The organism is Pseudomonas sp. P4_C4 (assembly GCF_056402055.1).
This window is the reverse complement of record NZ_JBFUID010000034.1, coordinates 121,637-136,238: the sequence shown is the minus strand read 5'-3', so window position 1 is coordinate 136,238 and position 14,602 is coordinate 121,637. Positions and strand designations below refer to the sequence as shown.

Annotated in this window: 15 protein-coding genes; 13 read left to right on the top strand and 2 right to left on the bottom strand. The window is 58.8% G+C overall.

Features of this window, described 5'->3' with window-relative positions; all coding sequences use genetic code 11:
- Positions 1-21: 21 nt before the first annotated feature.
- The 8 genes from rpmJ (at position 22) to bfr (ending at position 5,444) form a co-directional block, all read left to right on the top strand.
- A complete protein-coding gene (gene rpmJ, locus AC1DXW_RS18500) occupies positions 22-138 on the top strand; it encodes a 50S ribosomal protein L36 (RefSeq protein ID WP_002555468.1) in 117 nt (38 codons plus the stop codon).
- 130 nt (positions 139-268) lie between these two features.
- Positions 269-625 (top strand): 30S ribosomal protein S13, encoded by a 357-nt coding sequence (rpsM, locus tag AC1DXW_RS18495; RefSeq protein ID WP_009045849.1) that lies wholly within the window; start codon positions 269-271, stop codon positions 623-625.
- A 30-nt stretch (positions 626-655) separates the two neighbouring features.
- The gene (gene rpsK, locus AC1DXW_RS18490; RefSeq protein WP_002555466.1) at positions 656-1,045 is read left to right on the top strand and encodes a 30S ribosomal protein S11; all 390 of its coding nucleotides are present in this window, start codon (positions 656-658) and stop codon (positions 1,043-1,045) included.
- Between the two features lie 18 nt (positions 1,046-1,063).
- Positions 1,064-1,684, top strand: coding sequence for a 30S ribosomal protein S4 (gene rpsD, locus AC1DXW_RS18485; protein WP_003176404.1), 621 nt, complete (start codon positions 1,064-1,066; stop codon positions 1,682-1,684).
- Positions 1,685-1,706: 22 nt separating this feature from the next.
- Complete coding sequence (locus tag AC1DXW_RS18480; RefSeq protein WP_007970428.1) at positions 1,707-2,708, top strand: DNA-directed RNA polymerase subunit alpha; 1,002 nt, start codon at positions 1,707-1,709, stop codon at positions 2,706-2,708.
- Between the two features lie 42 nt (positions 2,709-2,750).
- Positions 2,751-3,137: a 50S ribosomal protein L17 gene (gene rplQ / locus AC1DXW_RS18475; RefSeq protein ID WP_046041617.1), complete on the top strand. Its 387-nt coding sequence runs from the start codon at positions 2,751-2,753 to the stop codon at positions 3,135-3,137.
- 238 nt (positions 3,138-3,375) lie between these two features.
- A complete protein-coding gene (locus tag AC1DXW_RS18470; RefSeq protein WP_477756294.1) occupies positions 3,376-4,830 on the top strand; it encodes a catalase in 1,455 nt (484 codons plus the stop codon).
- Positions 4,831-4,979: 149 nt separating this feature from the next.
- Positions 4,980-5,444, top strand: a complete 465-nt coding sequence (gene bfr / locus AC1DXW_RS18465) for a bacterioferritin (protein ID WP_008053867.1) — start codon at positions 4,980-4,982, stop codon at positions 5,442-5,444.
- Between the two features lie 179 nt (positions 5,445-5,623).
- Here the strand turns inward: bfr and uvrA are convergent, their stop codons facing one another.
- Positions 5,624-8,458: an excinuclease ABC subunit UvrA gene (gene uvrA, locus AC1DXW_RS18460; protein WP_477760298.1), complete on the bottom strand. Its 2,835-nt coding sequence runs from the start codon at positions 8,456-8,458 to the stop codon at positions 5,624-5,626.
- A gap of 191 nt (positions 8,459-8,649) precedes the next feature.
- Here uvrA and AC1DXW_RS18455 point away from each other — a divergent pair, with 191 nt between their 5' ends.
- Together AC1DXW_RS18455 and AC1DXW_RS18450 are read left to right on the top strand one after the other, a co-directional pair.
- Positions 8,650-10,047, top strand: coding sequence for an MFS transporter (locus tag AC1DXW_RS18455; RefSeq protein ID WP_477760297.1), 1,398 nt, complete (start codon positions 8,650-8,652; stop codon positions 10,045-10,047).
- Positions 10,048-10,056: 9 nt separating this feature from the next.
- Complete coding sequence (locus tag AC1DXW_RS18450) at positions 10,057-10,575, top strand: single-stranded DNA-binding protein (RefSeq protein WP_347909392.1); 519 nt, start codon at positions 10,057-10,059, stop codon at positions 10,573-10,575.
- A gap of 91 nt (positions 10,576-10,666) precedes the next feature.
- Here AC1DXW_RS18450 and AC1DXW_RS18445 read toward each other — a convergent pair whose 3' ends face one another.
- Positions 10,667-11,215, bottom strand: a complete 549-nt coding sequence (locus AC1DXW_RS18445; RefSeq protein WP_477756196.1) for a cysteine hydrolase family protein — start codon at positions 11,213-11,215, stop codon at positions 10,667-10,669.
- Between the two features lie 102 nt (positions 11,216-11,317).
- On the opposite strand from AC1DXW_RS18445, the gene AC1DXW_RS18440 reads away from it, so the two are divergent.
- The 3 genes from AC1DXW_RS18440 (at position 11,318) to AC1DXW_RS18430 (ending at position 14,467) form a co-directional block, all read left to right on the top strand.
- The gene (locus AC1DXW_RS18440; protein ID WP_477756195.1) at positions 11,318-12,310 is read left to right on the top strand and encodes a GlxA family transcriptional regulator; all 993 of its coding nucleotides are present in this window, start codon (positions 11,318-11,320) and stop codon (positions 12,308-12,310) included.
- A 299-nt stretch (positions 12,311-12,609) separates the two neighbouring features.
- Complete coding sequence (locus AC1DXW_RS18435; RefSeq protein ID WP_477760296.1) at positions 12,610-13,719, top strand: DUF3182 family protein; 1,110 nt, start codon at positions 12,610-12,612, stop codon at positions 13,717-13,719.
- Positions 13,709-14,467, top strand: a complete 759-nt coding sequence (locus AC1DXW_RS18430) for an alpha/beta hydrolase family protein (RefSeq protein ID WP_477760295.1) — start codon at positions 13,709-13,711, stop codon at positions 14,465-14,467. Before AC1DXW_RS18435 ends, AC1DXW_RS18430 begins: the two co-directional genes overlap by 11 nt.
- The last annotated feature ends 135 nt before the right edge of the window (positions 14,468-14,602 follow it).

Below are 14,602 nucleotides of genomic sequence, written 5' to 3'. Positions count from 1 at the left end.
ATAAGGTTCGAGGAGTTGGTGATGAAAGTTCGTGCATCGGTGAAAAAGCTGTGCCGTAACTGCAAGATTATTCGCCGCGAAGGTGTTGTTCGAGTAATTTGCAGCGCGGAACCGCGTCACAAACAGCGCCAAGGCTGAGTGTGATTGTGCTTCAAGCCCGGCAGCTAGTGCGCTGCCGGGTTGATTATTTGTTATTACAGCGATATTATCTCGCGCCCTATTTCTTGGCTTCCGGGGCGTAGGTAGCTGTCAATTGGAGTCCCACTGAATGGCCCGTATTGCAGGCGTTAACATTCCAGATAACAAGCATACTGTTATCTCGCTGACCTACATCTATGGTGTTGGTCGCACTACTGCACAGAAAATTTGTGCAGAGACTGGGGTAAACCCAGCAGCAAAGATCAAAGATCTGAGCGACGAGCAAATTGAACAGCTGCGTGGCGAAGTGGCGAAGTTCACCACTGAAGGTGACCTGCGTCGCGAAATCAACATGAAAATCAAGCGCTTGATGGACCTCGGTTGCTATCGCGGTCTGCGTCATCGTCGCGGTCTTCCAGTACGCGGTCAGCGTACCAAGACCAACGCGCGTACCCGTAAAGGTCCGCGTAAGCCGATCCGCAAGTAATCGCCCCAGCGAATCGACAGGAATTTAATCATGGCAAAACCTGCTGCTCGTCCTCGTAAAAAAGTTAAAAAGACAGTGGTTGATGGCATCGCCCACATCCATGCATCTTTTAACAACACCATCGTGACCATCACCGACCGTCAAGGTAACGCTCTTTCCTGGGCTACCTCCGGTGGTTCGGGTTTCCGCGGTTCCCGCAAGTCCACCCCGTTTGCTGCTCAAGTAGCTGCTGAACGTGCTGGTCAAGCTGCGCTGGAATACGGCCTGAAAAACCTCGACGTCAACGTCAAAGGTCCAGGTCCAGGTCGTGAATCCGCAGTCCGCGCTTTGAACGGCTGTGGCTACAAGATCGCCAGCATCACCGACGTGACGCCAATCCCGCACAACGGGTGCCGTCCGCCGAAGAAGCGCCGCGTGTAATCCAGGAGATTGTAAAGAATGGCTCGTTACATTGGTCCAAAATGCAAACTCGCTCGTCGCGAAGGCACCGATCTCTTCCTGAAGAGCGGCGTGCGCGCGATCGAATCGAAGTGCAACATTGAAGCAGCACCTGGTATCCACGGCCAACGCCGCGGTCGCCAGTCCGACTACGGCACCCAACTGCGTGAAAAGCAGAAGGTCCGTCGTATCTACGGCGTTCTCGAGCGTCAATTCAGCGGCTACTACAAAGAAGCTGCTGGCAAGAAAGGTGCAACCGGTGAAAACCTGCTGCAACTGCTCGAATGCCGTCTGGACAACGTTGTATACCGTATGGGCTTTGGTTCGACTCGTGCCGAATCCCGTCAGCTGGTATCGCACAAGTCGATCAGCGTAAACGGTCAGACCGTTAACGTTCCGTCCTACCAGGTTCGTGCTGGTGACGTGGTCGCTGTTCGCGAGAAAGCAAAAAATCAACTTCGCATTGTCCAAGCTCTCGATCTGTGTGCCCAACGTGGCCGCGTAGAATGGGTAGAAGTAGACACTGAGAAGAAGTCGGGCGTTTTCAAGAACGTTCCAGCTCGCAGTGATCTGTCCGCCGACATCAACGAAAGCCTGATTGTCGAGCTCTACTCCAAGTAAGGGCTAGAAAATAGGTGCATCCATGCAGATTTCGGTAAATGAGTTCCTGACACCCCGCCACATTGATGTGCAGGTTGTCAGTCCAACCCGCGCCAAGATCACTCTCGAGCCTCTCGAGCGTGGCTTTGGCCATACCCTGGGCAACGCGCTGCGCCGCATCCTGTTGTCCTCAATGCCCGGCTGTGCAGTAGTCGAGGCCGAGATTGACGGTGTGCTCCACGAGTACAGCGCCATCGAAGGTGTACAGGAAGACGTCATTGAAATCCTGTTGAACCTTAAAGGTCTGGCTATCAAGCTGCACGGTCGTGACGAAGTTACGCTGACCTTGTCGAAGAAGGGTTCGGGGGTGGTTACCGCTGCCGATATTCAGCTGGATCATGATGTCGAGATCGTTAATCCCGATCACGTAATCGCTAACCTGGCGTCTAACGGCGCCCTGAACATGAAGCTCGTAGTAGCTCGTGGTCGTGGTTATGAACCGGCAGATTCGCGTCAGAGCGATGAAGACGAAAGCCGCAGCATCGGTCGCTTGCAGCTTGACTCTTCGTTCAGCCCGGTTCGCCGTATCGCATACGTGGTGGAAAACGCCCGTGTCGAGCAGCGTACTAACCTGGACAAGCTGGTTATTGATCTGGAAACCAACGGTACTCTGGATCCTGAAGAGGCAATTCGCCGCGCTGCAACCATCCTGCAACAGCAGTTGGCTGCGTTCGTCGACCTCAAGGGTGACAGTGAGCCAGTGGTTGTCGAGCAGGAAGACGAGATCGATCCGATCCTGCTTCGCCCGGTTGACGATCTGGAACTGACTGTACGTTCGGCTAACTGCCTTAAGGCGGAAAACATCTACTACATCGGCGACCTGATTCAGCGTACCGAAGTAGAGCTGTTGAAGACTCCGAACCTGGGCAAGAAATCCTTGACTGAAATCAAGGACGTTCTGGCCTCCCGCGGTCTGTCCCTCGGCATGCGCCTCGACAACTGGCCGCCTGCAAGTCTTAAGAAGGACGACAAGGCGACTGCCTGATCGTCGTAATCACCGAACGTAGTGTTTGGTAAGGAATGAACCATGCGTCATCGTAAAAGTGGTCGTCACCTGAGCCGCACCAGCTCGCACCGCAAGGCCATGTTCCAAAACATGGCGGTGTCGCTGTTCGAGCACGAGCTGATCAAAACTACTCTGCCAAAAGCTAAAGAACTGCGCCGCGTTGCCGAGCCGCTGATCACTTTGGCCAAGATAGATAGCGTTGCTAACCGCCGTCTGGCTTTCGACCGTACTCGTTCGAAAGCTATCGTTGGTAAGCTCTTCAACGACCTGGGCAAGCGTTACGCTACCCGTGAGGGTGGCTACCTGCGCATCCTCAAGTGCGGTTTCCGCGCTGGCGACAACGCGCCTATGGCGTACGTCGAGTTGGTTGATCGTGCTACTGCTGGCGAAGCTGTATCTGCCGAGTAAGACGTCAGTCTGAAACAAAGAACCGGGCCTAGTGCCCGGTTTTTTGTGCCTGTAAGAAACGCGCCTTTTGTACAAGCGTTTCCTTCGTCTGTGTCGTCATCATGTGACGGGGATGATCATTAGTATTTTTCTATCGATGTCTGCAAGTTAATGAATTTGTAGGTGTCATATTGATGATCAATACTCCTTCTCAGCCGATTAGCCGGCAGTTCAAGACCGACAGAGGAAGGAAGATCGCATGAGCCAAAACACAACGCTTACCACCGCCAGTGGCGCTCCTGTTGCCGATAACCAGAATTCCCGCTCCGCCGGCCCTCGCGGCCCGCTGCTGCTCGACGACTTTCACCTGATCGAGAAGCTTGCCCACTTCAACCGTGAAAACATCCCTGAGCGCCGTGTACACGCCAAAGGCTCGGGTGCTTACGGTACGTTCACTGTGACGCGTGATATTACTCAATACACCAGCGCGAAGCTGTTTGAGGCAATCGGGAAGCAAACCCCGACTTTCCTGCGGTTTTCCACTGTGGGCGGTGAGCGTGGTTCGGCCGATACCGAGCGTGATCCGCGCGGCTTTGCCTTGAAGTTTTACACCGAGGAAGGCAACTGGGACATCGTTGGCAACAACACCCCCGTGTTCTTCATTCGCGATCCACTGAAGTTTCCGGACTTTATCCACACCCAGAAGCGTTTGCCGCAAAGCAACCTGAAAAGTGCCCAGATGATGTGGGACTTCTGGTCGCATTCGCCCGAGGCGCTGCACCAGGTCACCATCCTGTTCTCCGACCGGGGTATCCCTGACGGATACCGCCACATGCACGGCTTTGGAAGCCACACTTACAGCCTCATCAACGCTCAAGGTGAGCGTCACTGGGTGAAGTGGCACTACAAGACCAAGCAAGGGATCAAGAACCTCGCTCCGGCTGAAGCAGCGCGCTTAGCGGGTACTGATCCGGATTACGCCCAGCGTGACTTGTTCAGTGCCATCGAGCGCGGTGATTTCCCGAAATGGCGCGTGTGCATTCAGATCATGAGCGAGGCTCAGGCGGCGGCGCACTATGAGAACCCGTTTGATGTCACCAAAACCTGGTCGCAGAAAGAGTTTCCACTGATTGAAGTCGGAGAACTTGAGCTCAATCGCAATCCGCAGAACTACTTCGCGGAAGTCGAGCAAGCGGCGTTCGGTCCCAGCAATATGGTTCCAGGCGTTGGTCTGTCGCCGGATCGTATGCTGCAAGGTCGGGTCTTCGCCTACGCGGACGCTCATCGCTACCGTGTCGGCACCAATCACCAGCAGTTGCCCGTCAACGCTGCGCGCAGTCCGGTCAACACTTACCAGCGCGATGGTTCGATGGCTTTTGGCAGCAATGGCGGCTCGACGCCGAACTACGAGCCGAACAGCTACGTCGAGTCGCCGAAGCAGGCGCCTCGTTATGCAGAGCCGGCGTTGGCCCTCAGTGGCGCCGCTGATCGTTACGACCACCGTGAAGACACTGATTACTACAGTCATGCCGGCGCGTTGTTCCGCTTGATGACTGAAGAGCAGAAATCGCTGCTGGTCAGCAACATCGCCGGTGCGATGGCGGGTGTGTCGAGTGATGTGGTTGACCGTCAGTTGCAGCACTTCTACAAGGCTGACCCGGCGTATGGAGAAGCAATCGCAAAGCTGCTCAACGTACAGCTTAACGAAGTCTAAATGAGAAGCAGAACCGCCCTTGATTGGGCGGTTTTTTGCGTTATTTCAGCCGCTTTTCTCAGGATATCTTCGCTTTTATTGCGTCTTGCGAGTGACGATAAGGGCATGTTGGTTCAAACTACAACTTTCAAGCAGGGAGATGTAGGGCGATGCAAGGCCACCCAGATGTGATCGATTACCTCAACACGTTGCTGACCGGCGAACTGGCCGCGCGTGATCAATATTTCGTCCACTCGCGGATGTATGAGGACTGGGGTTTCACCAAGCTCTACGAACGAATCAATCACGAGATGGAAGAGGAAGCAGGGCACGCTGATGCCCTGATGCGCCGGATTCTGATGCTCGAAGGCACGCCGCGCATGCGTCCGGACGATCTCGATGTCGGCACCACGGTGACCGAGATGCTCGAAGCGGATTTGCGCCTGGAATACAAGGTCCGTGCTGCGCTGTGCAAGGGCATCAAGCTCTGCGAGCAGCACAAGGACTATGTCAGCCGCGAAATGCTGCGGGTTCAATTGCATGACACCGAAGAAGATCACACCTACTGGCTCGAGAAGCAGTTGGGTCTGATCAAGTTGATCGGGCTTGAGAACTACCTGCAATCCCACACCTGATTGCATAGGGGAAGCCCCAACGTCTTTTGTAGGAGCGAGCTTGCTCGCGAAAAATCTGAAGGCGCTGCGTTATCGTTTACGACCTTCGTCGGAACGCCGCCCGGAGCAAGCTCGCTCCTACAGATACAAAAAAGCCCCTGTCACTGATGAAGTGACAGGGGCTTTTTCATGGGGCCCGGTTAAGCCCTGTCACGCTCCAACAGCGGCTTGAGGTAGTAACCGGTATGGGATTGCTTCATCTCTGACACTTCCTCCGGCGTGCCGACGGCAATGATCTGCCCGCCCTTGGAACCACCCTCCGGACCCAGGTCCACCAGCCAGTCAGCGGTCTTGATCACGTCCAGGTTGTGTTCGATCACCACCACGGTGTTGCCGTGGTCGCGCAGGCGATGCAGCACGTCCAGCAGTTGCTGGATATCCGCGAAATGCAGCCCGGTGGTCGGTTCATCGAGGATGTACAGGGTCTTGCCGGTATCACGCTTGGACAGCTCGCGGGACAGCTTCACCCGTTGGGCTTCACCGCCGGACAGCGTGGTAGCCGATTGCCCCAGCTTGATGTACGACAGACCGACGTCCATCAACGTTTGCAGCTTGCGCGCCAGGGCCGGTACGGCATCGAAGAACTCCCGTGCTTCCTCGATGGTCATCTCGAGGGTTTCGTGGATGCTCTTGCCCTTGTACTTGATCTCCAGGGTCTCGCGGTTGTAGCGCTTGCTCTTGCACACGTCGCACGGCACATAGATGTCCGGCAGGAAGTGCATCTCGACCTTGATCAGGCCGTCGCCTTGACATGCCTCGCAGCGGCCGCCCTTGACGTTGAAGGAGAAGCGCCCCGGCCCATAGCCCCGGGAGCGGGACTCCGGTACGCCAGCGAACAACTCGCGGATCGGTGTAAACAGCCCGGTGTAGGTCGCCGGGTTGGAGCGCGGTGTGCGACCGATAGGGCTCTGGTCGATATCGACGACCTTGTCCAGGTGCTCCAGGCCCTTGATGCTGTCGTGGACGGCCGCTTCGAGGGTAGTGGCGCCATTCAGCGCCGTGGCGCTCAGCGGGAACAGGGTGTTGTTGATCAGCGTCGACTTGCCGGAGCCGGACACGCCGGTGACACAGGTCAGCAGGCCGATCGGAATCTCCAGGTCGACATTGCGCAGGTTGTTGCCGCGCGCGCCCTTGAGCGCCAGCGTCAGCTTCTTGTTGCGCGGTGTGCGTTTGGCCGGGACTTCGATCTTCACCCGGCCCGACAGGTATTTGCCCGTCAGTGAGTCCGGATGCGCCATGACCTCGGCCGGTGTGCCTTCGGCGACGATATGCCCGCCGTGGACGCCAGCGCCCGGGCCGATGTCCACCACGTAGTCGGCCAGACGAATCGCGTCTTCGTCGTGCTCGACCACGATCACCGTGTTACCGATATCGCGCAGGTGCTTGAGGGTGCCCAGCAACCGGTCGTTGTCGCGCTGATGGAGGCCGATGGAGGGTTCGTCAAGGATGTACAGAACGCCCACCAGGCCGGCGCCAATCTGGCTGGCCAGACGAATACGCTGGGCCTCGCCACCGGACAAGGTGTCCGCGCTGCGATCCAGCGACAGATAGTCGAGGCCGACGTTGACCAGGAACTGCAGGCGTTCGCGGATTTCCTTGAGGATCTTGTCGGCAATTTCGCCACGCCGGCCGGTGAGCTTGAGCCCGCCAAAATAATCGGACGCATCGCCGATCGGCAGGTTGGTTACCGCCGGCAGGGTTTTCTCGCCGACCCACACGTGCCGCGCCTCACGCCGCAGGCGGGTGCCGCGGCAGTCCGGGCAGGACTGGGTGCTGAGGAACTTGGCCAGCTCTTCACGCACCGACGCGGATTCGGTTTCGCGGTAGCGTCGCTCCAGGTTCGGCACGATGCCTTCGAACGGGTGCGAGCGTTTGACGATATCGCCACGGTCGTTCAGGTATTTGAAGTCGACGTTTTGCGAACCGCTGCCGTGCAGGATGAATTTCTGCTGATCGGCCGGCAGTTCGTTGAACGGTACTTCCAGGCTGAACTTGTAGTGCGAGGCCAGCGAGCCGAGCATCTGGAAGTAATAGACGTTGCGTCGATCCCAACCGCGAATCGCCCCTTCGGCCAGGGTCAGTTCGCCGTTGACCAGGCGCTTGATGTCGAAGAACTGCTTCACCCCCAAGCCATCGCAGGTCGGACATGCGCCGGCCGGGTTGTTGAAGGAGAACAGTTTTGGCTCAAGCTCGCTGATGGCGTGGCCACAAATCGGGCAGGCGAAGCGCGCGGAGAAGATCATCTCTTCACCCGGCTCGTCGTCCATCGGTGCCACCAGGGCGATGCCGTCCGCCAGTTTCAGCGCGGTCTCGAAGGATTCGGCCAGGCGTTGTTGCAGGTCGGCGCGAACCTTGAAGCGGTCGACCACGACATCGATGGTATGTTTTTTCTGCTTGTCGAGCTTGGGGGCTTCGTCCAGCTCATAGAGCTTGCCGTTGATTCGGGCGCGGACGAAGCCCTGTGCGCGCAGCTCTTCGAAAACCGACAGGTGCTCGCCTTTGCGCTCGCGGATGACCGGCGCCAGCAGCATCAGCTTGCTGCCCTCCGGTTCGGCGAGGACCAGATCGACCATCTGGCTGACGGTCTGCGCTTCCAGCGGGATGTCGTGATCCGGGCAACGGGGAATACCCACGCGAGCATATAGCAGGCGCAGGTAGTCGTAGATTTCGGTGATGGTGCCGACCGTCGAACGCGGGTTGTGCGAGGTGGACTTCTGCTCGATGGAGATCGCCGGCGACAGGCCTTCGATGGTGTCGACGTCGGGTTTTTCCATCATCGACAGGAACTGCCGGGCGTAGGCCGAAAGCGATTCGACGTAGCGGCGCTGACCCTCGGCGTACAGGGTGTCGAAAGCCAGGGATGACTTGCCGGAGCCGGACAGGCCGGTGATGACGATCAGCTTGTCCCGTGGCAGGGTCAGGTCGATGTTCTTCAGGTTGTGGGTTCGAGCCCCACGAATCAGGATCTTGTCCAAGGTGGCCTCGCTTGGCGGGCGTCGAAAACGTAGGAGTATACGGCCAAATACTGGATGGATGCACACTATCAAACGAGAGGGTTACCGTCTTACATGAAGAGTGTGTCAGCAATGCGCGTCAAAGCGTCGCGATATACCCTGCCAATCGATGGGACTGGTAGAATCGCCGCCGGTTCACATGAGGTTTTTCCATGCACGATCCCCACAGCGAGCGCATGAGTGGCAGCGAGACCCGCGCAGCAAGCGGTCTGGCCCTGGTGTTCGCCTTCCGTATGCTTGGCATGTTCATGGTGTTGCCGGTACTGGCGACCTATGGGATGGATCTGGCCGGAGCCACGCCGGCCCTGATCGGTCTGGCGATTGGCGCTTATGGCCTGACCCAGGCAGTGTTCCAGATTCCGTTCGGTTTCATTTCCGACCGCATCGGTCGCCGCCCGGTGATTTACCTGGGCCTGATCGTCTTTGCCCTCGGCAGTCTGCTGGCAGCCAATGCCGACTCGATCTGGGGCGTGATCGCCGGCCGAATCCTGCAGGGCGCCGGGGCGATTTCCGCGGCGGTCATGGCCTTGCTGTCGGACCTGACCCGCGAGCAGCACCGGACCAAGGCCATGGCCATGATCGGCATGACCATCGGCCTGTCGTTTGCGGTGGCCATGGTGGTCGGCCCGCTGCTGACCCGCGCCTTCGGGTTGTCCGGATTGTTCCTTGCCACCGGCGGTATGGCGCTATTCGGCATCGTGATCGTGATGTTCATGGTGCCGCGCTCCACTGGCCCGTTGCAGCACCGTGAGTCCGGTGTCGCGCGCCAGGCGCTGATCCCGACCCTCAAGCATCCGGACCTGCTGCGCCTGGACCTGGGCATTTTTGTGTTGCACGCGATGTTGATGTCCAGCTTCGTCGCCTTGCCACTGGCGCTGGTCGAGAAAGCCGGGCTGCCCAAAGAGCAGCACTGGTGGGTGTACCTGACCGCGCTGCTGATTTCTTTCTTCGCCATGATCCCGTTCATTATCTACGGCGAGAAGAAACGCAAAATGAAACGAGTTTTACTCGGCTCCGTCGTGACGCTGATGCTCACTGAGCTATTCTTCTGGCAGTTCGGCGACAGCTTGCGGGCTCTGGTGATCGGTACGGTGGTGTTCTTCACCGCGTTCAATCTGCTGGAAGCTTCGTTGCCATCGCTGATCAGCAAGGTTTCACCGGCCGGCGGCAAGGGCACTGCGATGGGGGTTTATTCCACCAGCCAGTTCCTCGGGTCGGCATTGGGCGGCATTCTTGGCGGCTGGCTGTTCCAGCATGGCGGTCTGTCGGTTGTGTTCCTCGGATGCGCCGGTCTGGCTGCCCTCTGGCTGGCCTTTGCTGTTACCATGCGCGAACCTCCCTACGTCACGAGCCTGCGCTTGCCGTTGTCGCCCGAGGCGATCCGCGAAGCGGGTCTGGTCGAGCGCCTGAAGGCGGTCGTAGGGGTAACAGATGCAGTCATCGTCGCAGAAGAGGCGGCGATTTACATCAAACTGGACACCGAACTATTGGATCGCACCACCCTTGAGTGCCTGGTGAACAACCCGGCCGGGGCAGCGTGCGTAGCCTAGGAGAACGTTATGGCCCGTGGGGTTAACAAAGTCATATTGGTCGGCACTTGCGGCCAGGATCCCGAAGTTCGCTACTTGCCTAACGGTAACGCCGTGACCAACCTGAGTCTGGCGACCAGCGAACAGTGGACCGACAAGCAAACCGGTCAGAAAGTCGAAAAGACCGAATGGCACCGTGTGTCGATGTTCGGCAAAGTTGCGGAAATCGCTGGCGAATACCTGCGTAAAGGTTCGCAGGTGTACATCGAAGGCAAGCTGCAGACCCGCGAGTGGGAAAAAGACGGTATCAAGCGTTACACCACCGAAATCGTGGTCGACATGCAAGGCACCATGCAACTGCTGGGCGGCCGTCCACAGGGCGACCAGCAAGGCCAGGGCGGCGGTAACAACTACCAGCAACCCGCTCCGCGCCAGCAGGCTCCGCGTCCACAGCAGTCGGCGCCGCAACAGTCGCGCCCGGCTCCACAGCAGGCTGCTCCTCAGCCGGCCCCGGATTTCGACAGCTTTGATGACGATATCCCGTTCTAAAACAGCTACAAGCGGCAAGCTGACAAAACAAAACCCGCACTTCGGTCTGAAGTGCGGGTTTTTTTATGGGCGGTGAAATTTATTTGAAGACTCAGGCCGCGAGGAACTCGTTGGTCGACACCACACTGGCATACGCAAACGCCAGGGCCGCCATGAACGCCGCATGAACCTGCGCCGCCGGAACCGCCACGCCATTGAATTCCAGGTCGCGGGTGGCGCAGGCGTCGTGGATCACTGTCACCTTATAGCCAAAGTCCGCCGCCGCACGGGTGATGGCGTCCACACACATGTGGCTCATGCTGCCCACGACCACCAGCTCCTTGATGTCTTGCTCATCGAGGATCGATTTCAGCCCGGTTTCGCGGAACGAGTTGACGAAGTGCTTGAGCACCAGCGGTTCGTCGGCACGGTTGAGCACTTTCGGGTGCAGCTTGGCGCCTTCGGAGTTCGGGGTGAAAAACGGTGCCTCTTCGGAGGTGAATTCGTGGCGGATGTGCACCACAGAATCACCGGCGTCGCGGAAGGTCTTGATCAGGCGTGCGGCGTTGTCGGCGGCGGCGTCGGCGCCGACCAGTGGCCATTTTCCTTGGGGGAAGTAGTCGTTCTGGATATCGACTACGATGAGCGCTTGCTTGGCCATGACTGTTTCCTCGAAGTGTGTGTTGGGTGTGGAATGAAGTATTGGCGCTGGCAGGCGGTCCGGGGATTGGCCGCACCGACAATAAGAGGGGGAAAACTGACAATGGATGCAGAAAGGGCAATCGCCGAGCTCGGTGTGTTGATCTATCCCGGCGCGCAGATGGCGGCGGTGCATGGCTTGACCGACCTGTTCGGGGTGGCCAACCGGATCGCCACCGAGCATCAGTCTGCGCAGTTGCCGCTGCTGCGGGTCAGCCATTGGCAGGTCGAGGGTGATCAGCCGCCAGTTCGGGTCTTCGACAGCCATCCCGGCCCGGAGCGCACCCTGGTGGCCGTGTTGATTCCGCCATCGATCGGCGGTTTTTCCGAAGGCCAGGCGCCACAGGGATTGATCCGCTGGTTGCGTGAGCAACATGCCAGCGGCGCGACACTGGGCGGTGTTTGCGTGGGCTCTATCCTGTTGGCTGAAAGCGGTCTGCTCGACGGTCGTAGCGCCACCACCCACTGGACCTCGGCCAAAGCCTTCGCCGAACGTTACCCGGCGATCAGGCTCAAGGCCGACACACCGATTGTCGATGATGGCGATCTGATTACCACCGCTGGGCTGATGGCCTGGTCCGAACTGGGTTTGCGGCTGGTCAACCGGTTGCTGGGACCGAGCATTGCCACCAATACCGCACGTTTTCTGGTGGTGGAGCACTGCGACAGCGCCAGCGAGTGCGGCAGTAATTTTGCGCCGATTCTCAGCCATGGCGATGCGGCGATCCTCAAGGTGCAACACTGGCTGCAAAGTACCGGGGCAACCGATGTGTCGCTGGCGGCGATGGCCGAAAAGGCAGGCCTGGAAGAGCGCACCTTCCTGCGACGCTTCCGCGCGGCCACCGGGCTCAAACCCACCGAATACTGCCAGCATCTGCGAGTCGGCAAGGCCCGGGAAATGCTTGAGTTCACCAACGGCACCATCGACCACATCGCCTGGACCGTCGGTTATCAGGACCCCGGGGCGTTTCGTGCGACATTCAAGAAAATCACCGGGCTGGTGCCGAGTGATTATCGGTCGAGGTTTGGTGTGACGCCGGGTGCTGCTGTGCGGTAGTCGCTGTACTGCCAATAACCTGTAGGAGCGGGCTTGCCCGCGAACGCGGTGTGTCAGGCTACATCAATGTTGATGGTGTTGGCCTGATCGTCGGAACGCCGCCCGGAGCAGGCTCGCTCCCACAGAGAGTCGTGCAAAATGCCGGAATATCAAAGGGCGTCGTGCAGAATAAAACAGGCCCCATGCCATCACTTTTTGCGCAACGGGCTGATTTAAAACCCCTTTTCCCGCACCGGGCCTTGGCCTGATCTCTGCACCCCTTCAGATACATTCATCAAGCGTCGATTGAAGGGGGATGCATGACCCCAACAAACCGCAGGAAACTGGTGGTCGCCCATTCGGTGCTCGCCGACGCGCCAGTGCACGAAGTTGAAACCAACCGTGCACTGGCCCGCTGGCTGGCGCAGATACTGGGGCTCAAGTACGGCGGCAGCTACGACCCGCAGTTGCATGACGGACGGGACCTCTACCTGTTGCCGACCCAGACCCTGGTGGGCGCTGCGGCTGCCCGGCAACTAGGGGTCAAGGGGCCGGAGGATTTTTGGGGCGGTTATGTCGACCACGACTTCATGTGCACCAAAGCCATCAGTCATGGATTGCTCAACCACCACGCCCATGCACCGCAAGGCTGGACACCATTGTTTTCCGAGCGGGTGCGCAGTGTCGTGCTCGACGGTCTCAGCGTGTTCTCGCTGGAGGATGCACGGCCAGCGGCGAAGCATCTGCTCTATACCGGCCCGATCCGCCTCAAGCCGATTCACGCCTGCGCCGGGCGGGGTCAGGAAGTGATCGACAGCCTCGACCGGTTCGACGAAATCCTCGCCCGGCCCGAAGCCAAAACGCTGTTCACGGAAGGTGTGGTGTTGGAGCAGGACCTGGATCAAGTGATCACCCACAGCGTCGGTCAGAGTTTCATCGGCGACAAGGTGCTGAGTTACTGCGGTGAACAATACTTGACCAAGGACGCAAGGGGCGAAGAGGTGTATGGCGGCTCGAACCTGTTGGTGGTGCAGGGCAGCTACGTCGATTTACTGAAGCTGGACCTGGCCGATGATGTGCGGGTGGCTATCAAGCAAGCGCAGGTGTTCGACAGCGCTGCGGATGAAGCCTATCCGCGTTTCTACGCGTCACGGCGCAACTACGACATCGCTCAGGGCATCGATAGCGACGGCAAACGGCGCAGTGGTGTGCTCGAACAGTCCTGGCGCATTGGCGGTGCCAGCAGTGCCGAGGTGGCGGCCTTGCAGCGTTTCGTCAACGATCCGGGGATGTGTGCGATTCGTGTGTCTTCGGTGGAAACCTACAGCGATCAGCCGCTGCCGGCGGACGCCATCGAGGTGTACCGCGGGCGGGCGCAGACCAGTGACTTTCTCCTCAAGTACGTGACGGTCAAATCCTATGACGGCTAGAAGCGAATCCATTCAGATCGACATCGACGACGAACAGATGAGTGGGACCTTCCTGAGCCCCAAATCGAAGGTCCCCGGCGTGCTCTTCGTGCACGGTTGGGGCGGCAGTCAGGAGCGGGACCTGGAGCGCGCCAAAGGCATCGCCGGGTTGGGCTGTGTCTGCCTGACCTTCGACCTGCGCGGGCACACCAGCGGCACCGGCATTCCATTGTCCCGGGTGACCCGCGAAGACAACCTGCGCGACCTGCTGGCAGCCTATGACCGATTGCTCGCGCACCCGGCTCTCGATACGTCGGCGATTGCGGTGGTCGGCACCAGTTACGGGGGGTATCTGGCCTCGATTCTGACCTCGCTCAGGCCGGTGCGCTGGCTGGCGCTACGGGTGCCGGCGTTGTATCGCGACGAGCAATGGCACACGCCGAAACGCGATCTGGACAAACTGGATCTGCGTGATTACCGAGGCATCCTGGTGCGTGCCGACAGCAACCGTGCCTTGCATGCTTGCTCGCAATTCACCGGGGACGTGCTTCTGGTGCAGTCCGAGACCGACGAATACGTGCCCCACGCGACGATCATGAGCTATCGGGCAGCCTGTCAGCAGACGCACTCGCTGACTCACCGCATCATCGACGGTGCCGACCATGCGCTGAGCGACCCGGTTTCGCAGCAGGCCTACACCTCGATCCTCGTCGGCTGGATTACCGAGATGGTGGTGGGGGAGCGGTTGAGCATTATTCAATCATCTTGAAATTTGCGGTGATCTTGCTACCAATCGCGAGCAGGCTCGCTCCCACAGTAGTTCAGTGGTGAATACAGTTTTTGTGGAACTCCCGAGATCCAATGTGGGAGCGAGCCTGCTCGCGATAGCGTCCTCACAACCACC